The sequence below is a fragment of the uncultured Streptococcus sp. genome, from assembly GCF_905372115.1.
Classification (GTDB): domain Bacteria; phylum Bacillota; class Bacilli; order Lactobacillales; family Streptococcaceae; genus Streptococcus.
In genome coordinates, this window is the sequence record NZ_CAJPNR010000029.1 from 1 (window position 1) to 24,272 (window position 24,272).

Annotated in this window: 24 protein-coding genes and 1 other annotated feature; of the genes, 23 read left to right on the plus strand and 1 reads right to left on the minus strand. The window is 40.7% G+C overall.

Going from position 1 to position 24,272, the window contains the following annotated elements; genetic code table 11:
• The 15 genes from QZ169_RS08095 to QZ169_RS08165 form a co-directional block, all read left to right on the plus strand.
• Window positions 1–1,245 (plus strand): lipopolysaccharide biosynthesis protein (locus QZ169_RS08095; RefSeq protein WP_295506228.1); only part of this gene is annotated, 1,245 nt, incomplete at its 5' end.
• Between the two features lie 6 nt (window positions 1,246–1,251).
• Entirely contained in the window at window positions 1,252–2,244 is a 993-nt protein-coding gene (locus QZ169_RS08100) for a glycosyltransferase family 8 protein (protein ID WP_295506232.1), read from the plus strand.
• A 36-nt stretch (window positions 2,245–2,280) separates the two neighbouring features.
• Complete coding sequence (locus tag QZ169_RS08105) at window positions 2,281–2,997, plus strand: glycosyltransferase family 2 protein (RefSeq protein WP_295506233.1); 717 nt, start codon at window positions 2,281–2,283, stop codon at window positions 2,995–2,997.
• Complete coding sequence (locus QZ169_RS08110; RefSeq protein ID WP_002895011.1) at window positions 2,997–3,356, plus strand: DUF2304 domain-containing protein; 360 nt, start codon at window positions 2,997–2,999, stop codon at window positions 3,354–3,356. The genes QZ169_RS08105 and QZ169_RS08110 overlap by 1 nt, the downstream gene beginning before the upstream one ends.
• Window positions 3,346–4,125, plus strand: a complete 780-nt coding sequence (locus QZ169_RS08115) for a glycosyltransferase family 2 protein (protein WP_295506237.1) — start codon at window positions 3,346–3,348, stop codon at window positions 4,123–4,125. The genes QZ169_RS08110 and QZ169_RS08115 overlap by 11 nt, the downstream gene beginning before the upstream one ends.
• A 24-nt stretch (window positions 4,126–4,149) precedes the next feature.
• Window positions 4,150–7,131, plus strand: a complete 2,982-nt coding sequence (locus QZ169_RS08120) for a rhamnan synthesis F family protein (RefSeq protein WP_295506239.1) — start codon at window positions 4,150–4,152, stop codon at window positions 7,129–7,131.
• Window positions 7,118–8,425: a DUF2142 domain-containing protein gene (locus QZ169_RS08125; RefSeq protein WP_295506241.1), complete on the plus strand. Its 1,308-nt coding sequence runs from the start codon at window positions 7,118–7,120 to the stop codon at window positions 8,423–8,425. Before QZ169_RS08120 ends, QZ169_RS08125 begins: the two co-directional genes overlap by 14 nt.
• Window positions 8,426–8,428: 3 nt before the next feature.
• Window positions 8,429–9,676, plus strand: a complete 1,248-nt coding sequence (locus QZ169_RS08130; RefSeq protein ID WP_295506244.1) for a glycosyltransferase family 4 protein — start codon at window positions 8,429–8,431, stop codon at window positions 9,674–9,676.
• Between the two features lie 113 nt (window positions 9,677–9,789).
• A complete protein-coding gene (gene cps2T / locus QZ169_RS08135) occupies window positions 9,790–10,938 on the plus strand; it encodes a beta 1-4 rhamnosyltransferase Cps2T (protein WP_295506247.1) in 1,149 nt (382 codons plus the stop codon).
• The gene (locus QZ169_RS08140; RefSeq protein ID WP_295506250.1) at window positions 10,935–11,870 is read left to right on the plus strand and encodes a glycosyltransferase family 2 protein; all 936 of its coding nucleotides are present in this window, start codon (window positions 10,935–10,937) and stop codon (window positions 11,868–11,870) included. The genes cps2T and QZ169_RS08140 overlap by 4 nt, the downstream gene beginning before the upstream one ends.
• Window positions 11,871–11,875: 5 nt before the next feature.
• Window positions 11,876–12,682 carry an ABC transporter permease gene (locus QZ169_RS08145; RefSeq protein WP_268687370.1) on the plus strand — a complete coding sequence of 269 codons (807 nt, stop codon included), beginning with the start codon at window positions 11,876–11,878 and terminating at the stop codon, window positions 12,680–12,682.
• Entirely contained in the window at window positions 12,682–13,887 is a 1,206-nt protein-coding gene (locus tag QZ169_RS08150; RefSeq protein ID WP_004190912.1) for an ABC transporter ATP-binding protein, read from the plus strand. The genes QZ169_RS08145 and QZ169_RS08150 overlap by 1 nt, the downstream gene beginning before the upstream one ends.
• A 16-nt stretch (window positions 13,888–13,903) precedes the next feature.
• Window positions 13,904–15,574, plus strand: a complete 1,671-nt coding sequence (locus QZ169_RS08155; RefSeq protein ID WP_295506260.1) for a rhamnan synthesis F family protein — start codon at window positions 13,904–13,906, stop codon at window positions 15,572–15,574.
• Window positions 15,575–15,630: 56 nt separating this feature from the next.
• Window positions 15,631–18,099 (plus strand): LTA synthase family protein, encoded by a 2,469-nt coding sequence (locus QZ169_RS08160; RefSeq protein ID WP_295506263.1) that lies wholly within the window; start codon window positions 15,631–15,633, stop codon window positions 18,097–18,099.
• Between the two features lie 78 nt (window positions 18,100–18,177).
• Window positions 18,178–18,666, plus strand: coding sequence for an EbsA family protein (locus tag QZ169_RS08165; protein WP_002895031.1), 489 nt, complete (start codon window positions 18,178–18,180; stop codon window positions 18,664–18,666).
• Here the strand turns inward: QZ169_RS08165 and QZ169_RS08170 are convergent.
• Entirely contained in the window at window positions 18,663–18,860 is a 198-nt protein-coding gene (locus QZ169_RS08170; RefSeq protein WP_295506266.1) for a ferredoxin, read from the minus strand. The genes QZ169_RS08165 and QZ169_RS08170 overlap by 4 nt on opposite strands.
• Before the next feature lie 45 nt (window positions 18,861–18,905).
• Here QZ169_RS08170 and QZ169_RS08175 point away from each other — a divergent pair, with 45 nt between their 5' ends.
• From QZ169_RS08175 to QZ169_RS08210, 8 genes are all read left to right on the plus strand, one after another.
• Complete coding sequence (locus QZ169_RS08175) at window positions 18,906–19,343, plus strand: SAG1386/EF1546 family surface-associated protein (protein ID WP_002897255.1); 438 nt, start codon at window positions 18,906–18,908, stop codon at window positions 19,341–19,343.
• Between the two features lie 9 nt (window positions 19,344–19,352).
• Window positions 19,353–20,030, plus strand: a complete 678-nt coding sequence (gene cmk / locus QZ169_RS08180) for a (d)CMP kinase (protein ID WP_125331718.1) — start codon at window positions 19,353–19,355, stop codon at window positions 20,028–20,030.
• Window positions 20,031–20,056: 26 nt separating this feature from the next.
• Window positions 20,057–20,187: a sequence feature (ribosomal protein L20 leader region), on the plus strand.
• Between the two features lie 16 nt (window positions 20,188–20,203).
• Entirely contained in the window at window positions 20,204–20,734 is a 531-nt protein-coding gene (gene infC / locus QZ169_RS08185; protein ID WP_002895037.1) for a translation initiation factor IF-3, read from the plus strand.
• 33 nt (window positions 20,735–20,767) lie between these two features.
• The gene (rpmI, locus tag QZ169_RS08190) at window positions 20,768–20,968 is read left to right on the plus strand and encodes a 50S ribosomal protein L35 (protein WP_002895038.1); all 201 of its coding nucleotides are present in this window, start codon (window positions 20,768–20,770) and stop codon (window positions 20,966–20,968) included.
• Window positions 20,969–21,012: 44 nt separating this feature from the next.
• Complete coding sequence (rplT, locus tag QZ169_RS08195; RefSeq protein WP_000124830.1) at window positions 21,013–21,372, plus strand: 50S ribosomal protein L20; 360 nt, start codon at window positions 21,013–21,015, stop codon at window positions 21,370–21,372.
• Window positions 21,373–21,589: 217 nt separating this feature from the next.
• Window positions 21,590–22,057 (plus strand): deaminase, encoded by a 468-nt coding sequence (locus QZ169_RS08200; RefSeq protein WP_002906160.1) that lies wholly within the window; start codon window positions 21,590–21,592, stop codon window positions 22,055–22,057.
• Between the two features lie 53 nt (window positions 22,058–22,110).
• Window positions 22,111–23,004 (plus strand): ABC transporter ATP-binding protein, encoded by an 894-nt coding sequence (locus tag QZ169_RS08205; protein WP_295506277.1) that lies wholly within the window; start codon window positions 22,111–22,113, stop codon window positions 23,002–23,004.
• On the plus strand, window positions 23,001–24,215 hold the full coding sequence (locus tag QZ169_RS08210; protein ID WP_295506280.1) for an ABC transporter permease: 1,215 nt from the start codon (window positions 23,001–23,003) through the stop codon (window positions 24,213–24,215). Before QZ169_RS08205 ends, QZ169_RS08210 begins: the two co-directional genes overlap by 4 nt.
• Window positions 24,216–24,272: the final 57 nt, after the last annotated feature.

Below are 24,272 nucleotides of genomic sequence, written 5' to 3' on the forward strand. Positions count from 1 at the left end.
CTGAAAAATAACTACATATGGAACATGCTGGGGACAGTCTCATCCTCATTGATATCAGTTGTCTTGCTTCTACTAGCTTCTAGATTTCTAGATTCAAGAGATTCTGATATTTTTAGTATTGCTTACGCTCTTGGTCAGCAGTTCTTTGTTTTAGGTTATTTTCAGGTTAGAAATTTGCAATCTACGGATGTAAAAGAAAGATACCAATTTGCTTCTTATCATAACACGAGACTTTTTACTGTCTTTTTGATGATTTTAACATCGTTTATCTATACTCTCTGGCAAGGGTATGATGTTTACAAATCTAGTATTATTTTATTGCTTGTTCTTTATCGGGCTATAGATGCGTATTCAGATGTTTTTCAAGGATTATTTCAGCAAAAAAATAGATCAGACTTAGCTGGAAAGGTGCAATTCTATAGGAGCTGGATTTGCATGTTAATATTTGCAATAGTCCTGTTGCTTACAAAATCATTGATGATTGCTAGTATTGTTATTTGCTGTGCGAATTTCATTCTGACCTTCCCCTTAGATTTCAGAAACTGTAGATTACATTTTTCTCAAGAAAAGTTTTCGCCTAAACTCCATGATGACAGAAAAAATGTGTATTCTATTTTGAAAAATAGTTTTCCCTTGTTTTTAAATGGATTTTTGATAACGTATATCTATAACGAGCCAAAAATTGATATTGATTACCTTTTGACAAATGGCTATTTTTCATCTGGGGTTCAAAGAGACTTTAATGTTCTATTCATGCCTGTCTTTGTCCTATCCCTTTTATTCTTCGTCCTGAGACCGTTGACTACACAGCTTTCTATTTATTGGAACGAGAAGAAATTTACACTATTTTTCAAACAGGTCAGTACCCTAAATCTAGTAATGACTGTTTTAGGACTTGTTATTGTTATTTTGGGCTATCTGATTGGTACAGAAGTGCTTAGTGCTGTCTATGGTATCCAATTACAGGAGTATCAGCTTCCTTTTACTATATTACTTATAGGCGGTATTTTGAATGTTTTTGCTCTAGTAGTTGATATCATTATGACCATCTTTAGAAAACAGCATTATCTGATGATAGCCTATTTATTGACATTTGCTGTTTCAAAATTTATTACATTGCCATTTATCCGCGACCAAAAATTGCTCGGAGCTGCTAATTCCTTTTTGATCTCCATGTGCGTCTTTTATGCAACAAGTTTGATTATTTATGGCGTTGTTAAAAATAAGGAAAAAAGAAAGAAGTAGGATTCTATGAATATCTTATTTACATTAAATGATGCGTTTGTACCTCAAGTTGCAACCTGTATGTGTTCTATATTTGAGAATAATAAATCTGTTGAGAATATTACAGTATATTTAATTGGCGAGAGGATAAGCCAAGAGAATCAAAATAAATTAAAAGGATTCGCTAAAAGTTACGATAGAAAAGTTTGTATTATTTCTATAAATAATATCGAAGACTATATTGACTTTGATTTTGATACAAACGGTTGGTCTTCAATTATTTTGGCACGTCTTTTTTTAGATAAGCTTCTTCCACAAGAAGTTGATAGGATTTTATATCTCGACGGAGATACACTAGTTCTAGAAGATATAGGTTCTCTTTTTTATAGCGACTTAGGAGATAAGGTAATAGGTATGTGTCCCGAACCAACTGTGGATAAGTCAAGAAAGGAATTTCTAGCTTTGAAAGAGTACCCCTATCATAATTCGGGTGTCCTATTGATCGATCTAAAAAAATGGCGTAGGGAAGAGATTGGTAAAAAGGTCATAGAATTTTATCAGTTTCATGAAGGAAAGCTATTCGCACCAGACCAAGATGCCTTAAATGGAGCTTTGAAAGAGCAAATTTTCACCTTGCCAATTTCCTTTAATTATTTTAATATTTATGATGTCTATCCTTATAAAACGTTGAGTGAATTAAGTAAGCCAACTAAGTTTATATCACAGGAAGATTTTAATCATTTTCGGAAAGCACCTACAATTATTCACTATCTTGGTGAAGAGAGACCTTGGCGGAAGGGGAATACACATAGGTTTAAAAAGGAGTACCTCTATTATCTCCACAAAACTCCATGGAAGGATACACCAATGGAAGAAGGTTGGCAGCTGTATTTTGTTTGTTTTAGAATCTTTAATATTGTTATGAAGCCTTTTCCAATGATAAGATATAAGATTATCAATTCCCTAATTCCGAGCTTTATGAAATATAGAAAAAAACAGTTGCAGAAAAACAAAAAATAATGTGATGACATGTTATAGAAAGAATAGATTAAATTAATGAAAGTTTTAATGATAATTCCTGCTTATAATGAGGAAGAAAGTATTTTAAATACGGTTATGAGCATTGTAGAATATCGGAAGAAAGTTGATTTTGACTTAGACTACGTAGTTATCAATGATGGGTCAGTTGACAGAACTAAGGAGATTTTGGACAGCCATCATCTGAATGCTATTCATTTGGTTATGAATTTAGGGATTGGTGGAGCTGTTCAGACGGGCTATAAGTATGCTCTTGAGAAGAATTATGATGTGGCCGTACAGTTTGATGGAGATGGTCAGCATGATATTGAGTCACTGGATGCTTTGCTGGAGCATATTCGTCGTCAGCAGGCTGATTTGGTTGTTGGTTCTCGTTTTATCGGTGACAAGTCTTCGGAGTTTCAGACGACTTTTATGCGTCGTTTTGGCATTACCATTATTTCAGCTTTTATTAAATTAACAACAGGCAAAAGGATTCTGGATACCACATCAGGCTATCGTTTGGCCAATCAAGACATTATTCGACAATTCGCTGCGCGCTATCCTATCAAGTATCCTGAGCCAGAATCAATCGTCCATATCTTGAAGCGGAAATATAAAGTGGTGGAAGCACCAGCTAATATGTTTGAACGTGCAGGAGGAGTCTCTTCGATTACTCCGATTAAGTCCATTCGCTACATGATTGAAGTTTGCTCTTCGATCTTGATTGCTGCTTTTATGAAAGAGAGTGAATAATGTCCATTTTGTCTATTGTTATGCTAGTGGCTTCAGTTCTATTCCTGTATTTTGTCTTTCGGAATATCAATCAAAACAATATTTTATTTGAGCAAGCCTTTATGTGGATTATTATTGGCTTTGTACTGATTGTTATCTCTATTTTTGATTGGATTCCCGTTTCGATTGCCAAATTGTTAGGTTTTGAACTGACCTCAAACTTTGTCATGTCCTTGGCCATCTTTTTCCTGTTGGTTATTGTTTTTTTACATACTATTTCCATTTCCAAGCAAAAGGAGCAAATCAAGCAATTGGTGCAAGAACTGTCCATCATGAAGCAAAGAATGTCCAAGTTAGAGAGTAAAAAAGATGAAAAATAACCATACCTGGGTGATTTGCGCCTATGGCGAAAGTGAATTTTTAGAAGCTTGTATCCTGTCTCTGCAAGCTCAAACCTTGCAATCAAAGATAATCTGCTATAGCTCAACACCGCTGGATTCGATCAAGCAGCTGTGCCAGAAGTACGGTATTCCTTTTTATACGAAAGAAGGCGGAGGTATCGGTAAGGACTGGAACAACGCCCTTTCCTTTGTTGGAACTTCTTATGCTACCATTGCTCATCAAGATGACTACTATGAGCCAACTTATCTAGAAGCAGTGATGCAGAAGATAGAGCAGTCGAAGGATATTCTCATTGCCTATACAGACTATTTTGAAGAGAAAAATGGAGTCAAAATTCCGGCTAATACCAATCTGAAAATCAAGACTCTTATGCTCAAAACCTTGAATCTGATGCCGGCCAGCCGTTTTTGGAGAAATCGGGTCCTGGCTTTTGGCAATCCCATTTCCTGTCCGGCAGTGACTTACAACTTAGAGGCATTAAGGGATTTTCGATTTGATGAGGAAATGCGCGTGAGTCTGGATTGGTATGCTTGGTACAAGATTAGCGCCTATAAGGGTCGCTTTGCTTATATTTCTGAGAAGCTTATGTGCCACCGGATTCATGGAGAGTCGGAAACAACCAAGACTATTTCAGATAATACTCGAACCAAAGAGGACTTGTTTATGTATCAGCTTTTCTGGCCAAAGTGGGTGGCTAATCTGATAAATAAAGCATATATGAAGAGTCAAGATGCTAACTCAAATTAATAGAGTTATTTACAAGGAAAGTATATGAAAGATTTAATATCTGTTGTTGTAACTTGTTACAACCATCAAGATTACATTGAACAGTGTTTGCGCAGTATTTTTGCGCAGACCTATCGAAATATTGAGTTACTGGTATTGGATGATGGTTCCTCTGACCATTCTGCTGAAATCATAGAGTCTGTCTTGGTGGATTCCCCTTTTCCTACGCGGTTTGAAAGCCATGAAAATATGGGGGTTGTCAAGACAAGAAACAAGGCTTTGCAGCAAATTCAAGGCGCTTATTTTATTTTTGTGGATAGTGACGATTTTCTGGATTCGGACTATATTGAGAGTTTCTACACAAGCATGGTGCAAGAAGAGGCAGATATTGTCTATGGTGATTTGTATGATCCTGATAAAAAGGAAGTTTACCTTAAATCACGACCATTTGACAAGCTAGCTTTCTTAACGGAAAATTTTATTTCCAACTGTTCTCTCATTCGTCGTTCGGTTGCTGATGGTATTTATTATGATGAAGCGCTGAATCGTGAAAAACTGGAAGACTATGATTTTCTTTTAAACTTAATTATCAATCAAGGCGCGAAACCAGTTTATGATGCAAAAACAAAGCTGAATTACCGGGTCTTTGATAAGGAATCAATCTCTAAACGGGATTCTACAAGATATCATTACGAAATGTATCTGAAAATCCTGCGTAAGTATGTGAGACAGATACCGGATGACATTTACCAAGCTCTGGCCAAGAACATATTTACACTGGAAGGTCGTTTGGATGAGTTGATTCAGCATATGGATAAAGTGAACGACTATGTTCTTGAACTGCAGGAGGATCAGCGGCAGTTACATAAAAATCTAGACTCCTTGAAATCCAGACTGAGAACGATAAAGGAACAGCGAGATGATGCTATTCAGGAGCAGTTTCGTATTCGCCGCTCTATTTCCTATCGACTGGGGAATGGCATGATTATGCCATTGAAACGTCTGGCTCAGATAATCAAGAATCCTCGAAGTATCAAAGCTGTTTTAAGTCGGATTAAGCAACAGCTGGTTCGTTTGAAACGTAACGCTAAGTCTCCTAAGGTTTATTACTATCAAAGGCTGCGGAATTCTCAACGAGAAAAAGCTTTAGCTTCAGTTTCAAGTGGCGAAAAAGTCTTAGTCTATGTCATTTTTGAATCCGAGCCATGCTTACAGCAGTATAAGACTATCTTTTTAGAAAAGTTAGCAGCTTTGGCTGATAAGACTCTCATCGTCGTTAACGGCGGACTGGCTGAAGAGGATTTAGAAATTTTAGGGCAGTATGGGCAAGTCTTGGTGCGGGATAATAGTGGCTATGATACGGCAGCTTTTCGTGAAGGCATTCTTTCCTTAGGAAAGGAAACGTTGCAGCATTGCTCTCAGCTGATGCTCGTCAATGACACCAATATCGGCCCTATGAGTGATTTGGCGGCTGTCTTTCAAACTATGGCTGGCAGAAATCTTGACTTTTGGGGGATTTCCTATGGTGAGACCCAGGAAGATATAACTGGATTTAACCGCTATGGTTACATTCCAAATCATTTGCAATCCTATTTTCTAGTAATCGAGCCTTTGCTGCTTCAGTCCGAAGAATTCTACGACTATTGGAAAGTGCTGACTGAAACGGATTCACGGGAAGAAGCAATCGGAAAACATGAAACGACTTTTACCAAGTACTTTGCTGACTTGGGCTATCGTTACGATGCCTTGGTTCACGAAAATCGGGATTCGGCTATGTATATTCATCCATTAAGGATGTTAAAGGCGGGCACTCCTCTGATTAAGTATACTTCTTTGAAGAATTATGATGATCAGCAGTTTTTATGGCAGGGTCTGGAAAGAGAGTCAGAGGTTACTGATGTATTGGACTATGTTCGGGAGAAGACAGACTACCCAGTGGAGATTCTTGAGAACATCGTTCAAAAATTTAAAGCGGTGCCTCGTGATCAATATATTCTCATCATTGACGGTGTAGAGAACATCATTCCGCAGTGTACGCGCTACCGTGTGTTCAATAAGGCAGAGCAACTTAGAAAGAATGGCTTTGCTGTGAAAGTGGTTAATGCGTCTGAGTTTAGTCCGGCTCAGGCCCAGTATGCCAGCCACATCATTATCTACCGCGCTCCTTGGTCCGTCCAGCTCCAGCTTTTGTGTGATTTGGCTCGGGAGGAGCATAAGCCAGTCTATTTTGATATTGATGATTTGGTCTTTGATACCATTTATACGGACCAGCTGAGCTATACCCAAGGCTTGTCTGAGAAGGAAAAGGGCAATTACGATGCTGGGGTGAGGAATTACGGGAAAATGCTGGCGGCTTGTGATGGGGCGATTACCTCCACGACTCAGTTAAAAGAGGAATTGCTCAAATACAAGGACACAGTTCTGCTGAATCGTAATCTGGCGTCCAGCGAATTGATTGCGGTTAGCTCACAGTTCTTGAAGGAAGACTTTGGTGCAGACGACAGAATCAAAATCGGCTATTTCTCTGGCTCCATCAGCCACAATGAAAATTTTGAGCTCATCAAGCCGGCTATCAAAGAAGTACTAGACAACTACCCAACCGTGGAGCTTCATATTGTAGGGCACTTGGATATCCCGCAGGATATGAAACAATATACACAGCGTATTGTCGTCCATGAGTATGTGGACTGGAAGGCCTTGCCTCAGTTGATTAGTCAGGTTGATATTAATCTGGCTCCGCTGGTTGACTCAGTCTTTAATCGGGCCAAGTCAGAAATCAAGTGGATAGAAGCAGCTCTAGTCAAGGTACCAACGATTGCCAGTCATATCGGGGCCTTTGCGGACATGGTGATTGACGGTCAGACGGGACTTTTGGCTAAAGATAGTGAATGGAAAGAAAAGCTAGAAAGCCTGATTCTTTCTGCGGATTTACGTAGAGAACTGGCGGAGAATGCCTACGATTTTGTATTAGAAAATTGCAGTTTAGATAAAAAAGATGAAATGGTGACTTATTTTGAAAAGAAATAAAGAAGTAAAAGTCGAGAATATTTTCTTATTATTGGCAAGTATCTTTGTCTTGACTTTTATGATTGCACAGCCGATTAATCGGGTGCCTGATGAGACCAATCACGCTCGTATGACATGGGAAATCTTCCATAAATCGACCAGTCGAACATATAAATGGATGGACAAAATCCCATCCACACCGAATGTTTCGCCGGCAGAGTACAAGCAGCTGTTCTCAGAGAAGATAGATCTGGCGCAAGAAGAGTTTACCTTTGGCTTTAATCTCAAGGCTATCTCTTTCCTGCCTCAGCTGCTAGGTATGACCTTGGGAAGCTTGCTTTATCCGTCAGTAGGCTTCATCATGATGCTGGGGCGGCTCTTTAATGCTTTGGCATATATCTTCGGGGTTTATCTGCTGATTAAATATTTCAAATATGGCAAAAAAGCTCTACTTTTCCTATCTCTTTTGCCTATTATGGTCCAGCAGGCTGCTTCTCTGTCTTACGATGTGATGAACTACCTGGAAATTATGTTGGCGATTGGCTTTTTGACCAATATTGCCTACCATAAGAGATTTACTAATAGAAATGTACTGGAGCTTTTGGTGATTTCTATAGGCCTCTTTGTCACCAAACCGAATAATGTCCTTTTATTAGGCTTGCTGCCTTTTGTTGATTTTGAGTTTGAAGGATTCCTTGCGGTTCTGAACAAGCCTTTTGTTGCAACCAAAGCTTTTGTAGCTCGTTATCGCATTATCTTTTATATACTTGGCTTTGCAGCTTTCTTTCTTGCCTTGCATCTGGCATTTCGCAATCAGGGAGGGCTCGTGCACTATGGTCAAGTCTTGCTGAATACGCTCTTTAAGCAAAGTGTTAATGGCGACTTGAATACGATTTTGACAATCGGTATGTTTGGCTTTTTGGGGAATTTTACTATCCAGCTGCCGCTTTGGTTGATTTTTATTGATGTGGCAGTCTTGGCGCTTATCTTCTTGCAATCGCAGAAAGATTTTATGACCAAGGGCTACGCAGTCATGTCGCGGTATCTGTTTCTGGTTCAAGTGATTGCTGTTGTGTCGATTATGTATCTGCAGTGGACGCCCATCGTCCTCGGTAAAGGTGCCATGATATCGGTTGGTGCTCAGGGACGTTATTTTACACCCTTCCTGATCTTATTGCTACCAACTGTTGCTAATCTAGGGACCTTGGACATTAAAGACAGGGTGATGAATCGAATGATGGTTGGGACTCTAGTAGCTAACTTCTTGGTTTCCCTCTACTTGATGGTGCCCTTTTATTGGAATGTATTAGGATAAGCTATGAAAAAAAAGATATTATTCATTTCGCCGACGGGAACGCTGGATAATGGAGCTGAAATCTCTATTGTCAATTTGATGGAATACTTGGTCCAGACAGGCCATCAGGTTATCAATGCGATTCCGGATTATCATGTAGCTGTTCAGCAGGACTATATATCCAGCTTGGCAGCCTTGGGTATTGAGGCTATAGCCTTGCCGGCAGTTAAATGGTGGTGGGAGGACGCGCCTGGTGGCCTGCCAGGTAGTCCTGAGTCTAGAGCTCGGTCTTATCAGGATAATACCTCAGCGCTCAGAAAGATACTAACGGAGCGAAAGATTGATTTGGTTATTACCAATACGGTCAATATGTTTCAAGGTGCAGTGGCAGCGGCCTGCGAGAATGTTCCGCATTTCTGGCTGATTCATGAATTTCCTGACGGAGAGTTTGGCTACTATAAGGAAAAGCTAGATTTTATCAGTGATTATTCGCAGGAAATATTTGCAGTTAGAGGTGCCTTGCAGAGACAGCTGCAGGAGCTGCTGCCAGACAGAAAAGTCTTGTCTTTTGCTCCTTTTACGAAAATTCAGCCTACTGATACAGAAGAAAAGGATGGAGCCGAAAGGCGTATTGTGTCAGTTGGACGCTTGACAGAGCGTAAGAATCAATTAGAATTGATAAAAGCCTATGACCAGTTATCTCAGCCAAAACCGGCCTTGGTTTTTATCGGTGCCTGGGATGAGGAGTACAAAAAAAGATGCGATACCTATATCTCCGAACATCAGGTCAAAAATATTAGCTTCTTGGGACACAAGGACAATCCTTGGGCAGAGGTGACGGAAGCAGATCTTGCGGTATTTCCGTCTGCGATGGAAACCTTTGGTTTAGTCTATATTGAAGCGATTATGAATGGCCTTCCGACCATTTTGTCGGACAATCCTGGTCATCTATCCGCCTATGAAATCTTTGAAGAAGGTCAGCTGTATTCATCTGGCAATATCGAGGAGTTGGCTGATAAGATAAACATTGCCTTGGAAAACTTTGAGGGATTAAAAGACCAGTCGGTGGCCAATCTAGGCAAGATTCAAGAGCGCTACACAGTTCAGAGTGTTTACCAAAACTTATTGGATAAGATTGAAAACACTGAAATGTACAAGGCTAACTCCTTGCGCCATGTCAAATGCTTATTGGATACAAATTTACCTTCTCAACCAGCCAGCTCTTTCTTACGTAAAGTGAAAAATAAGCTGTTTTCTGGTAGAAGAGGTTAAAGAAAGAAAAGGACAAGTTCAGCCGCGGCTCTACCTGTCCTTTTTGTATTATACAAACACACTAGAAAGTGGTATAATAGAATGGATTGTAAAATCTTGAATTGAGGGAAATCATGAAACATGTCTTCATCATCGGGAGTCGGGGACTTCCTGCCAAATATGGAGGATTTGAAACTTTTGTCGAAAAATTGACAGAGCATCAAATCTCTTCTCACATCCAATATCATGTGGCTTGCTTATCAGATGATGAAGCTTTTCATCATTTTGATTACAAGGGGGTAGACTGCTTTACAGTCAAGCCAGCAAAGCTTGGCCCTGCCCGTGTAATTGCCTATGATATGATGGCTGTCTCCTACGCCCTCAAGTTTGCTAAGAAAGAGCAGATTGAGCAGCCAATTTTTTACATTCTTGGAAATACGATTGGTGCTTTTATCTTTCCCTTTGCTCGTCGTATCCATCAGGCAGGCGGTCAATTTTTTATCAATCCTGACGGGTTGGAGTGGAAGCGGGCCAAGTGGTCTAAGCCAGTCCAAGCCTATCTCAAGTATTCTGAGAAGGTCATGACCAAGCATGCAGACTTGGTTATTGCGGACAATCAAGGCATCGAAAGCTATATTCAAAAAGCTTATCCTTGGTCTAAAACGACCTGTATCGCTTATGGAACCGACATTTATCTGTCCAATCTGACGGAAAACGAAGGCAAGGTCAGGGTCTTCTTTGAAAAGTGGGCCAGTAAGGAAAAAGACTATTACCTCATTGTCGGACGCTTCGTTCCTGAAAACAACTATGAAACCATCATTCAAGAATTCATGAATTCCAAAACCCAACGTGACTTGCTGATTATCTGCAATCATGAGGGCAATCCCTATTTTGAAGAACTCGAGCAGAAAACGGGCTTTGATCGTGATTCTCGCATTAAATTTGTTGGGACGGTCTATGATCAGAATCTGCTCAAATATATTCGTAATCATGCTTTTGCATACATACATGGACATGAGGTTGGCGGGACTAATCCGGGACTCTTGGAAGCACTGGCTCAGACAGATGCCAATCTGGTGCTAGATGTGGACTTCAATCGGAAGGTAGCAAAAGAGACGGCTCTGTACTGGCAAAAAGAATCTGGCCAGCTGGCCCAGCTGATTGACCGAGTAGATGCTCAAACAGATTTTACGGAGCTAGGTCAAGCCGCCAAAGAAAATATGAAAGAAAACTACACCTGGGAAAAAATTGTGGGTGAATACGAGGATTTATTTTTATCATGAAAGTGACCATTCTTCTGTCCACCTATAATGGGGAGCAGTTTCTGTCCGAGCAGATTAAGAGTATCCAAGAGCAGACATACAGGGATTGGCAGCTGCTGATTCGTGATGATGGCTCCACAGATGGGACGCGGGCTGTCATAGAGGATTTTTGCCGCAAGGATGACCGCATTTCCTTTATCAATCGAGAAAATCCACAAAATCTGGGTGTCATTCAGAGTTTTCATAGCCTGCTTCAATACCAAGATTCGGATTTCTATCTCTTTAGCGACCAAGATGACGTTTGGCTGCCAGACAAGATTGCCATGCAATTGGCTGAGGCAGACAAGTATGATAGCAGTCTGCCCTTGCTGGTTTATACTGACTTGAAGGTCGTAGATCAAGAGCTACAGGTTGTTCACGAAAGTATGATTCGCACTCAGTCAGATCATGCTAATACAGAACTAGTCCAAGAGTTGACGGAGAATACGGTGACGGGCGGTGTTTCTATGATAAATCGCGCCTTGGCCCAACTTTGGACTGGGAAGGAAGAGCATGAACTGCTCATGCACGATTGGTATCTGGGCTTGCTGGCTGCGACTTTTGGCAATCTAGTCTATATTGACAAGCCGGGTGAGCTCTATCGCCAGCATTCGAATAATGTGCTAGGAGCTCGAACGCTCAGAAAACGCGTAAAAAACTGGGTGCGTCCCCATGTTCTTTTTGCCAAATATTGGAAATTGATAAAAGACAGTCAGACTCAGGCCAGAAATTTGCTGGTCCTACCGTTGACTGCTGAAAATAGAGAGTTAATTGAGAACTTTGTGACCATTATGGAGGTGCCTTTTAAGGAGCGCTGGCGAAGGATTCACCAGTATGGCTACCGTAAAAACCGTACTTTTCATACGCTTGTTTTTACGAGCCTCATTCTCACAAAGTTTGCTTATAAGGAGTAATATTCATGGATTTTTTTAGTAAAAAAAATCGTATTCTTTTGAAAGAATTAATCAAGACGGATTTTAAGTTGCGTTATCAAGGGTCCTTGGTCGGCTATCTCTGGTCGATTTTGAAGCCGTTGATGATGTTTACTATCATGTATCTGGTCTTTGTCCGCTTTTTGCGCTTTGATGACGGCACACCCCACTATACAGTAGGACTCTTGCTGGGGATGGTCTTCTGGTCTTTCTTTACCGAAGCTACCAATATGGGCATGCTTTCCATCGTTTCTCGGGGAGATTTGCTGCGTAAATTGAACTTTCCAAAGCATACCATCGTCTTTTCATCAGTTCTTGGAGCAGCTATCAATTTCCTGATTAATCTGGTCGTTGTTTTCCTCTTCGCCTTGATTAATCAGGTGAAATTCGGCTTGCATACGCTGGTTATTATTCCTCTTTTTCTGGAGGTATTGGTCTTGGCAATGGGCTGCGCCCTTATGCTGTCTTCCTTGTTTGTAAAGTATCGGGATATTGGACCGATTTGGGAAGTGGCTCTTCAGGCTGGAATGTACGCCAGCCCCATTATCTACTCTCTGAACTTCCTTTTGGATGGTAAAAAACTTTTTGTAGCTAAAATTATGATGCTCAATCCGATTGCCCAGATGTTGCAGGACATGCGCCATTTCATTGTTGATCCTGTTAATTTCAGAGGCTGGGACATCGTTAATAACAAACTAATCGCCCTCATTCCCTACTTGATTCCTTTTGTGATATTGGCTCTAGGTTTGTTCTTCTTTAATAAAAATGCTAAGAGATTTGCGGAGATTTTATAATGTCAAATAATATTGCAGTAAAAGTCGACCATGTAAGTAAATTCTTTCGATTGCCTACTGAGGCTACTCAGAGTTTGAGAACCAGTTTGGTCAATCGTTTTAAGGGGATTAAAGGCTACAAAGAACAGCATGTTTTGAAAGATATTTCCTTTGAAGTTGAAAAAGGGGACTTCTACGGAATTGTCGGCCGTAATGGCTCTGGTAAGTCCACCCTCCTGAAAATTATCTCTGAGATTTATATCCCGGAGAAGGGCAAGGTGACCATCGATGGTAAGTTGGTTTCCTTTATCGAGCTGGGTGTTGGTTTCAATCCAGAACTAACTGGCCGCGAAAATGTCTATATGAACGGTGCCATGCTGGGATTCTCAACAGAAGAAGTAGACGCCATGTACGATGATATCGTGGAGTTTGCTGAGCTAGGCGAGTTTATGAACCAAAAGCTCAAGAACTACTCCAGCGGTATGCAGGTGCGTCTGGCCTTTTCTGTGGCCATCAAGGCTCAGGGTGATATTCTGATTTTGGACGAGGTCTTGGCAGTTGGGGACGAAGCCTTTCAGCGTAAGTGTAATGACTACTTCAAAGATCGTAAGGAGTCAGGCAAGACGACCATTCTGGTGACCCATGACATGGGAGCTGTTAAAAAGTATTGTAATAAGGCTGTCTTGATTGAAAATGGCTTGGTCAAGGCTATCGGTAATCCAGATGATGTGGCTAACCAGTACAGTCTGGACAATGCGACTGAAACAAAAGCCATGAACGAAGGATTCCAGGTTGAGAATGCAGCGGTTTCTGATTTGAAGGTTAAGCTCTTGCATTCGCCTCAGATTTCACCTGAACAAGAGATTGAATTCGAAATTTCTTATCAGGTAAATCAAGACCTTCCGACCTATGTTTCCTTTTCATTGACAGATATCGATCGAACTATCTGGCTTTACAATGATAATTCCATGGATCAGCCAACAGAAGGACCTGGACAGAAGCGTTTGACTTACAAGTGCCATGTGTCACAGATAAATAATGCAAAGTTAAAACTGCAGGTTTCGGTACGGGATCAGGAAGAACAAATTCTAGCCTTTGCAGACTCTCAGAACAACCCAGTTATCTTAGTCAATCGTCAGGATATTAAGGATGACGATGTCTCTGCTAAGGATTCTGCTACTGGCTTAATCCAGCGTAATGGCAGTTGGAAGATTTCTCAATCATAAAGAATAAGGTATTTTCATGGAACGAATATTACTCTATGTTCATTTCAATAAATGCAATCATATAAGCGGTCATGTCTTCTATCAATTGGAGCAGTTAAAGCCGCTTTTTTCTAAGATTCTTTTTATTTCAAATAGTCCTTTGAACAATGAGGACAAATGCTGGCTGAGAGAAGACTTGGGAATTTCTGACTTGCTTGAGCGGGATAATCGAGGCTTTGATTTTGCAGCTTGGCGTGATGGCATGAACTGGCTGGGTTTTGACACTTTGCAGAACTCAGACTCTTTGACTCTCATGAACGACACTTGCTTTGGTCCGCTATGGGATTTAGCGCCGATTTATCAGCGCTTTGAAGAGGATTCGCAAGTCGATTTTTGGGGAATGACTAATTTTCGCAAGACCAGGTACTTTGAAGAACACCTGCAGAGCTACTTTGTCACCTTTAAGCAGTCAGTTCTCAAAGACAAGGCTTTCCGTGAATTTTGGTCTCAGGTAGAAGATTTTACTGACGTTCAAGATGTGATAGACCATTACGAGACTCAGTTTACCAAGCGCTTTGTAGAGGCAGGATTCAGATATCAAGCTCTCCTTGATACCCGTCAGGAAGAAGCAGGAGAATTGGTTCATCCAGATTTTTCATACTATAAGCCACTTAGGATTCTGGAAGCGAAGCTTCCTTTTCTAAAGGTCAAGGCTCTTACGGGCAATCCTTTTTTGGCTAGGTATTTGCTGGAAGATCTTGAAACCAACTCATCTTATCCGACTTCTCTTATTAAGGAACACCTTTTCTATCATTTTGGTCCGGACCTTCCTTGTTTACTAGAGGACAAGTATTTGTCCCAGTCAACTTCGAACTATCTTACAGACCAGCCTGTCCTCCTGCATATCCATGTGACAGATTTCCCTGTTTTTCAGCAGTATCAGGACAAGCTATTCTCTCTGTCATCTCAGTATCAGTATTTAGTGACAACAAATCAGCCAGAAGTGCTGAAACAGTTGCAGATAGCGCTGGCTCATCTGGGCAATAAAGTTCAGCTTGTCCTAAGTCAGAAATCGCATGCCTGGCTTGCCATGCTAGAGCAGAAGGAAATTCTGCAAAACTATGCTTATATCGGCCATCTATCTACTCATCGATTGGTGGAGAATCAGGCAGTTTTTGACCAAGCTATGCGCTCTGATTTGATAAATATGATGGTGGATTCTGCGGATGCAAGTATAGAAGCGCTAGCGCAGGAGTCTGCTGTAGGTCTGGTTATTCCGGATTTGCCGCGCCTAGTCAGAGATGGCTTGTCTGAGTCAGAACCGCCGCGTCCAAGGCTGGCTGCTGTCTGGCAGGAAGCTGATTTGCATAAGTCTTTTGACTTTATGACTACCCCTTCTCTGACGAGAGTCTATGGCGGCTTCTTATGGTTCAAATATTCTGCTTTGGCTAGTTGGTTCCAGATGAAGAGCTTAGAAAGTTTGCCATCCTCTGATCAGGAGCTGTCTGATGTTTTAGAGTATCTATTGGTTTATCTAGCTTGGGACAGTCATTATGATTTCAAGATTATGCCCTTATCTTCCCTCCCCCCTTTACTGGACTGGCAGAGGAAGAGGGCAGAATTGACCGAGCAAAAAGAAAAATTAAGTCAGAAAAATTTATCTCAAAAGATACGAAATCGTTTGTCCAATCTTTTAAAGAAAAAGTGAGATTCTTAATTCACAAAAATCTCGCTAGAGAATATAACTATTTACCAGAAAGAAAAATGAAATTTTTACTCAATCACTATAAGCAGTTCTCATACCTACTAATTAGTTTTTTACTTTTAGATACAGTCGCTGTTACAACAGTCTTATTATTGGAGGAAGGCGAAGATTTGCGGAATTATCCTGCCTTGTGGCTGGCCTTTCTGATGTTGCTTCCTCTTTTGTTTGGCTTGGGCAAGCTTTTGTCTCAGCTCTTCAGCAAAAGATTCTTCCTATGGTCAGCTATTATTTATGCTCTCTATACGGGATTTTCTTACTTACTGACAGTAACGCAGCATGTCAATGATTTTGAGTTCAAAGCAGAACGGGTTTTCAGCAATCATTTTTGGCAGCTTAACTCCCTGCCTGGCTTGCTTTTGATTTTCTTATTTGCGTATATTTTTATCCATTTTCCAAAGCTTAAAAAACGCTTTCCAGGTAAGTTCTTGCAGGTTACTAAGAAAAATAGAGAGGTACTGGAAAATCTCTTTCTGTCCCAACTCTTCCTATTTCTTGCTTTGATGGACGATAAGATGCCGGAATTGCTGCATCACCAAAGCTATTTAGTGAATTTCCTTGAGGAAGGCAAGTTGGAAATAACGCAGAACTTTATGCTAACTTTCCTCTGCCTTATCGCACTCATCTTTATCCTGCTTTCTCTCCCTAGCTTTCTAGCTGTTAAGGGATTGCGCGATCTTGCTCAGAATAAAGCCAGTGTTTCTGTCGCTTTTGTGTTGAGTGCAGTGTTTGCTCTTGTCTTTAACTATACAATCCAAAATAGTATCCGAGGAGATGTGGTTGTTTTGGAGAGGTATCTTTTCACTGGAGCCAGTCTCTTTCAAATCATTGTCTTTTTCATGATTTTTATGGCTCTTTACCTGATTTTCAATCATTTTCTCCTGCCAACCATGCTGATAACAGCGCTAGTGGTGATTGCCACCATAGCTAGCAGTCTGAAATTCCAGTATCGCCAAGAACCGATTTTGCCTAGCGATATGGTCTGGCTGAGAAATCCCAAGACCCTCTTTGACTTTCTCGGAGGAAATTATGGATTATATGCTATCTTGGGACTTGCTGCTCTAGGCGCTCTCTATTGGTATTTGCGCAAGAAAATCTTGCCAGGAAAGCTCATTACCGTTCTTAAATACCAGCTCCTCTTGCTAGTCCTGCCCTTGGTCTTTTTCTTGGGAGTCATGGATATATTTGCCACTAAAAAGAATGGCAAAATAGTAGAGAATATTCCAGTTATTTCAGTCTTGAATAATTACCATGACCTGACTTGGATGGGAAATACTGTCAATTCACAGATGCGCTCTCTTTCCTTTGTCTGGTTTTCACAGATGTCGGATACAACCATGACTGAGCCACGTGGCTATTCCAAAGCAAAGATTCAAGAGATAGAAAAGAAATACAAGGGAATTGCTGAAGCTATTAACAAAGAGCGCCAGAATAAAATCGAAGATCAAACGGTCATTTACCTTCTCAGTGAAAGTTTTTCTGACCCTGCTCGGGTTGACGGCGTTACTATGTCTGAGAATCCAATTCCTTATATTCAGGAAGTTAAAACCCGCACCACTAGTGGACTTATGAAGTCAGACGGCTATGGTGGAGGAACAGCCAACATGGAATTTCAGACCCTGACTGGTTTACCTTTTTATAATCTGTCTCCGTCTATTTCGGTTCTCTACACTGAAATTGTCCCGAGGATGAATAGATTCCCTTCCATTAGTGATGCTTATTCATCTAAGAATCGGACAGTAATCCATCTGGCTTCTCCTAGCAATTATGCCAGAAATGTCATTTACCAGGATTTGGGATTTGATACCTTTATTCACTATGGTACCAAAGGCTTGAAAGGTGATAATATAGGTGGTAATTACAGCGATCAAACGACTTATAATCAAGTCTTGGAGCATTTGAATGGCAAGCAGGGACAGTTTTTCTCTGTCATGACCATGCAGAACCACATGCCTTGGAGTGAGCCCAATCCTGTCTACATATCTGCCAGCTATCCTGACTTTAGCAAGGAAGGGAACGAATCTCTTTCTAGCTATGTCAGAATGCTTTACCATACAGATCAGGCGACCAAGGATTTTCTTGAGAAGCTTTCAAAGGTAGATAAAAAGGTAACAGTCGTCTTTTATGGCGATCATCTGCCAGGTCTCTATCCTCAGTCAGCCTTTAAAGAAGATCCAGAAAGCCAATATCTGACAGATTATTTCGTTTGGAGCAATTATGAAACTCCTAAACTCGATTATCCAAGAATCAATTCTAGTGATTTCTCCGCTCTCTTACTGGAGCAGACAAATTCCAAAGTATCACCTTACTATGCTTTATTAACAGAAGTATTGCATAAGGCTAGTGTAGATAAAAAAGAATTGGACGAAGAAGCTCAAGAAATAGCAGATGATTTGAAACTGATTGAGTATGATATGGTCAGAGGCAAGGGCTACTTGTCTGATAGCTTCTTTAAGACAGCAAAATCATAAATAAAAAATAGAATAGGCAAGTCTACCTGTTCTATTTTTTCTTAATTTATGCTAAACTAGTAGTATGGGGGTGTGAGCATGATAAAGATTTTCGGTAAGGTTCGCTATCACTGGCAGCCAGATGTAGCTATCCTGATAATATATTGGTCTTTATCGGTCATTCCGATTTTTGTTGGCCTGGCTTTGATGTATGAAAGCTCACGAGTGCCGACTCTTGTTCTGTTTTCTTTCTTCTTGTTCATGGTTTTGTTGGGAATGGGAGTTCATCGTTATTTTACCATTTATGACGATGGAACCTTGCGAATTATCACAGCCAATCCCTTTACTCCGATAAAGGTCAAGATTTCAGATATTGAAAAAGTCGAAGTGACTAAGACGTCAATTACCTTATATTTTAAAGGTCAGAGCCGTAGCCGGAGTTTTTGTATGCGCAAGTGGCCTAAGAAATATTTTGTCAATGCCCTGGCCCTTAATGAGCATTTTAAGGGTGAGGTAGAATTAGTAGATAATTTTACCCATATTGACTATTTTGAAGCTTACTATGGCAGTCAGTCCAAAAAATCCTAGTCTTTCAAAAGAGCTCGGGTTGGGCAGTTTTTGATGGCTTCCACGACATCGGGAACCTCAGTGATTTCCTTTTCTAGGAGCTGGTCGTCCTGGTAAAATTTGACGATGCCATTGTCATTATAGTCAAAAAGATCTGAGTAGGTTTGACAAAGCCCGCAGGCAATGCACCGTTCGGGAATGAGTGTTACTTTCATACCCATATTGTAATAAGATTTTAAGAAAAACTCAAGGAGGAAGTCATGGAAAAAGAACCATGGGAAGAAGATGTATACGATAACGGAGAAGATAAGTTGAAACGAACTAAGAAGTTTAGCGCCTTGAATGCAGACCGCTTGTTGACCATATTAACCATTATTTTCTGTATTTTAGTGGTAGCGGTAGTGTGCTTTCTGACCTATTTGTCTACTGGCGGAAGTAATAGACAGACCCAAATGGAAGGTTTCTACGGCACTTCAGCAGCAAGTTCCAGCAGTGAAGCGTCTTCTACAGCAGAGCAGCCAGCGGCAAATACCACAGAATCCTCTGAAGGAACTCTGACTGTTCAGCCTGGTGAAGGTGAGGCGGCCATTGCAGCGCGTGCAGGTATTTCTATTGCTAAGCTTGAACAGCTTAACCCTTCTCATATGTCTACTGGTTCTTGGTATGCCAATCCAGGTGACGTTGTGAAGATTGAGTAGGAGCCAGCCATGAAACAGATTCAAATTGCGATTGACGGTCCAGCTTCCAGTGGAAAATCGACCGTTGCCAAGATTATTGCTAAGGATTTTGGCTATACTTATTTAGATACAGGAGCCATGTACCGGGCTGCAACCTATCTGGCTTTGCGGCATCATCTGACAGAAGCAGATGCCACTGAAATTGTAGACTTGCTCAATAATCATTCGGTCAGTTTTGGTCGAGCGGAAGATGGCGAGCAGCTAGTCTTTGTCGGTGATGTGGATGTGACTCACCCGATTCGGGAAAATGAAGTTACCAATAATGTTTCCTGGGTATCAGCCATTCCTCAAGTACGTGAGAAGCTGGTGGCCTTGCAGCAGCAAATTGCAGCACAAGGAGGGATTGTCATGGATGGCCGTGACATCGGAACAGTTGTCTTGCCTCAAGCTGAGCTCAAGATTTATCTGGTAGCCTCGGTTGAAGAAAGAGCTGAGCGCCGTTACAAGGAAAATCTATCTAAAGGCATTCCAGCTGATTTGGAGAAACTGAAAGAAGAAATTGCCGAGCGGGATTATAAGGACAGTCACCGCGAGGTTTCGCCGTTGAAACCGGCAGACGATGCCATTCATTTTGATACCACGGGTGTTGGCATTTCTGAAGTTGTTGCATTTATTGAAGAAAAAGCGAAAAAAATCATTGACAAATAAAATGAAACTTGGTATGATAGTAGAGTTGAGAAAAGCAGAAGTGAGAGCTTCTCGCCTTGCGACTAACGTTGTCTGGCTCTACAGGATTTAGTTTCAGTGATGAAATACTATCATGTAGTGCGGGTTTGCGTTAGCAGGTCCGCACTTGTTTTTCTCTAAAAATAAAAAAAGAGGTGAAAACCATAGCAAAACAAGACTTATTCATCAATGATGAAATTCGTGTGCGTGAAGTTCGCTTGATCGGTCTTGACGGCGAACAATTAGGTATTAAACCGCTGAGCGAAGCGCAGTCTCTTGCGGATGAAGCAAATGTCGATTTGGTCCTGATTCAGCCACAAGCTAAACCACCTGTTGCAAAAATTATGGACTACGGTAAGTTCAAATTTGAGTACCAGAAAAAACAAAAAGAACAACGCAAGAAACAAAGTGTTGTTACTGTGAAGGAAGTCCGTCTCAGTCCAACCATCGACAAGGGAGACTTTGACACTAAACTTCGCAACGCACGCAAGTTCCTTGAAAAAGGAAATAAAATAAAGGTATCCATTCGCTTCAAGGGTCGGATGATTACCCACAAAGAAATCGGGGCTAAAGTTTTAGCAGATTTTGCTGAAGCGACTCAAGATGTTGCTATTATTGAGCAGAAGCCTAAGATGGATGGACGTCAGATGTTCATGCAGATGGCGCCAATTCCTGACAAAAAATAGATTGTCAGAAAGATAGAAAAAGGAGAAAACATTATGCCAAAACAAAAAACACACCGCGCATCAGCTAAACGTTTCAAACGTACAGGTTCTGGTGGCTTGAAACGTTTCCGTGCTTACACTTCTCACCGTTTCCACGGAAAGACTAAGAAACAACGCCGTCATCTTCGCAAAGCAGGAATGGTGCATGCAGGAGATTTCAAACGTATCAAAGCAATGCTTACAGGTCTGAAATAAGAACTACTGTAACGATTATCTAGGAAATATTGGAGGAAATATAAATGGCACGTGTTAAAGGTGGCGTTGTATCACGCAAACGCCGTAAACGTATTTTAAAATTAGCTAAAGGTTACTATGGAGCAAAACATATCTTGTTCCGTACTGCAAAAGAGCAAGTAATGAACTCTTACTACTATGCATACCGTGACCGTCGTCAGAAAAAACGTGACTTCCGCAAACTTTGGATCACTCGTATCAATGCGGCAGCTCGTTTGAACGGACTTTCATACTCACAATTGATGCATGGTTTGAAATTGGCTGAGATTGAAGTTAACCGTAAAATGTTGGCTGACTTGGCTGTTAACGATGCAGCAGCTTTCACAGCTCTTGCAGACGCAGCTAAAGCTAAGCTTGGTAAATAATTAAAATAAGAACTGAGGATTTCCTTGGTTCTTTTTCGATAACTCTTAATGATAAGTATGAAGAGAGAAATAGCCTGCTATGCCACTTATAGTATAGATAAAGTCTTGTTACTGATAAGACAGCTTTCACGATAAATCTAGTTAAAAATAGGGATTTGCGATATAATAGAGAAAACAGACATTTATGTAAATAAAAAATCAGTAGAATGGAGAAATTATGTCAGAGAATCGTTTAGCTTGGGATCAGTATTTTGCGGCTCAGGCGCTCTTAATCGCTAATCGCTCAACATGTAAGCGAGCCAAGGTTGGCGCTGTATTGGTCAAGGATAATAAGGTTATTTCAACTGGTTACAATGGCTCAGTTTCAGGGACTGAGCACTGTATTGACCACGATTGTCTGGTTATTGACGGTCACTGCGTGCGGACCTTGCATGCTGAGGTCAATGCCATCTTGCAAGGAGCCGAGCGGGGGGTTCCCAAGGGCTTTACGGCTTATGTGACCCATTTTCCCTGCCTCAATTGTACCAAGCAACTGCTTCAGGTCGGCTGCAAACGGGTGGTCTATATCAACCAATATCGGATAGATGACTATGCTCAATATCTCTACAAGGAAAAAGAGGTGGAATTAGTTCATTTGCCGCTGGATGATGTCAAGAAGGCTATCGCTCAGACGGATTTGGTTTAGGCCGAGGAGTTTATACAAAGGGCATATATTTCTAAAAAACTAGGAGGAGAGCAATGTTACAAATTCAAAATTTGCAAAAGAGTTTTGGCTCCAAACAGGTCTTGTTTGGAATCAATTTTGAAGCAAAGTCAGGACAAATTTTAGGACTAATCGGAAAAAACGGAGCTGGGAAAACGACGATATTTCATAGTATCCTGCGTTTTCTAGACTACAGTGGAACTATTACCTTTGATGGTCAAGATATTGCCCAAGAGACCTATCGTAAAATAGGCTATTTGCCTGAAGAACGAAGTCTCATGCCTAAGCTAACGGTTTATGAGCAGGTACGCTATTTAGCAAACTTGAAAGGTGTTTCCAGTGCGGCAGTAAAGGAAAAACTTCCAGTCTGGATGGAGCGGCTTCAGGTTAAAGGAAAACTGACAGATAAGATTAAAAGCTTGTCCAAGGGAAATCAGCAGAAAGTTCAGTTGATTATTACCCTCTTGCATGAACCTGATTTGATTATCCTTGATGAGCCTTTCAGCGGCTTAGATCCTGTCAACACTGAGCTTTTAAAACAGGTTATTTTTGAAGAAAAGGAACGCGGAGCGACTATTATTTTTTCTGACCATGTTATGACCAATGTAGAGGAGTTATGTGATACTGTGGTGATGATTCGGGATGGTGAAGTTGTTGTCAATGGACCTGTCCAAGAAGTTCGTAACCAATATGGAAAGACACGTTTATTTGTTTCCAGTGAACATTCCCAAGCTGAGCTAGAAGGTTTATCACATGTAATCAAGGTTAGTCTCACTAAGAGGGGAATTTGGCGTTTAGTATTGGATGATGAATCGGCTGGTACTGAATTATTTACTTTATTAACCAAAGGAAAGTATATTACTACTTTTGACCAGCAGGCACCGACGATTGATGAGATTTTTAGAATAGAATCGGGGGTTGAAGTATGAAGCAAGTATGGATTGTAGCAAAAGAAACTTATTTACGTCATGTCAAATCATGGTCTTTTGTGCTAATGGTCTTGGCGCCTTTCCTTATGCTAGGTGTGAGCTTGGGAGTTGGGTATTTGCAGGGTGCATCTTCAGGCAATCAAGCAGATAAGATTGCTCTTGTATCTAGTGAAGCAGAGGTGCTAGATAGTTTTTCCATGGAAAATAATTTTACAAAAAGTTATAAGGATGAAGCAGGTGCTAAAAAGGCAATAAAGGAAGAGAAGATCCTTGGCTATGTCATAGTTAAGTTGGAAAATAATCAAATCAAGGCTACCTATCACGGTGAAGGCAACATGAAGCAGGAAGATAAGTTGTTCTTACTCCAAACGCTTAATCAGTTGCAGACAAACATTAATGTCAGTCAAGCTAATCTGTTGAAGGAACAAGTGACAGCTCTCGATCGAGCTCCTAAATTTACTGAAGAGATCAATGAAGCAAAAGAACAGAAGAAGGCATTTCAAAAAATAGGCTTTTTCTTGATTTCTATGATTATCTATATGATTTTACTGACTTATTCAGCTAGCACAGCTCAAGATATTGCCAATGAAAAAGGAACTAAGATTATGGAAGTCATTTTTTCTAGTATTAAGGCTTCGCAATATTTCTACGGTCGTTTGATTGGGATTTTGGGTGTGATTATGACCCACTTTGGAATTTATATATTGGGAGGATTGGCTTTGATTCTTTTTGGATCAAATATAGACTTTGTCAGAAACTTTTTAGATGAGAGTCCAGAAATTCTTAATCAATTAGGCAGCATTTTCTCGCCTGCGACGATTGGTTTTGCGGTGCTTGGAGTCTGTGCTTATGTCGTTCTGTCAGCCTTTTGTGGCTCTCTTGTGGTTCGCATAGAAGATGCGCAAAAGGCAACGCAGCCAATTATTTTCCTTGTGATGATAGGGTTGTTTGGCTCGATGTCCTTGGGACAAACAGATAGCTTTATCTTAAAGATTGGTTCTTACTTGCCTTTCTTGTCTACTTTCTTTATGCCACAGCGTCTGATTAACGGTTATGCTAGCAATATGGAAGCCCTGATTTCCTTTCTTGTCTTACTTGCATTTACTTTCGGAATGGCTTGGTATATTGGCCGCATTTATGCGGGCTTAATTCTTCAAACAGATGATATTGGATTTATAAAAAGTTTCAAGAAAGCCTTAACTCATAAATAATACGTATAAAAAATCTAAGGTTTAAACCTTGGGAAAGTTATAGTTTCTGGCTATAAC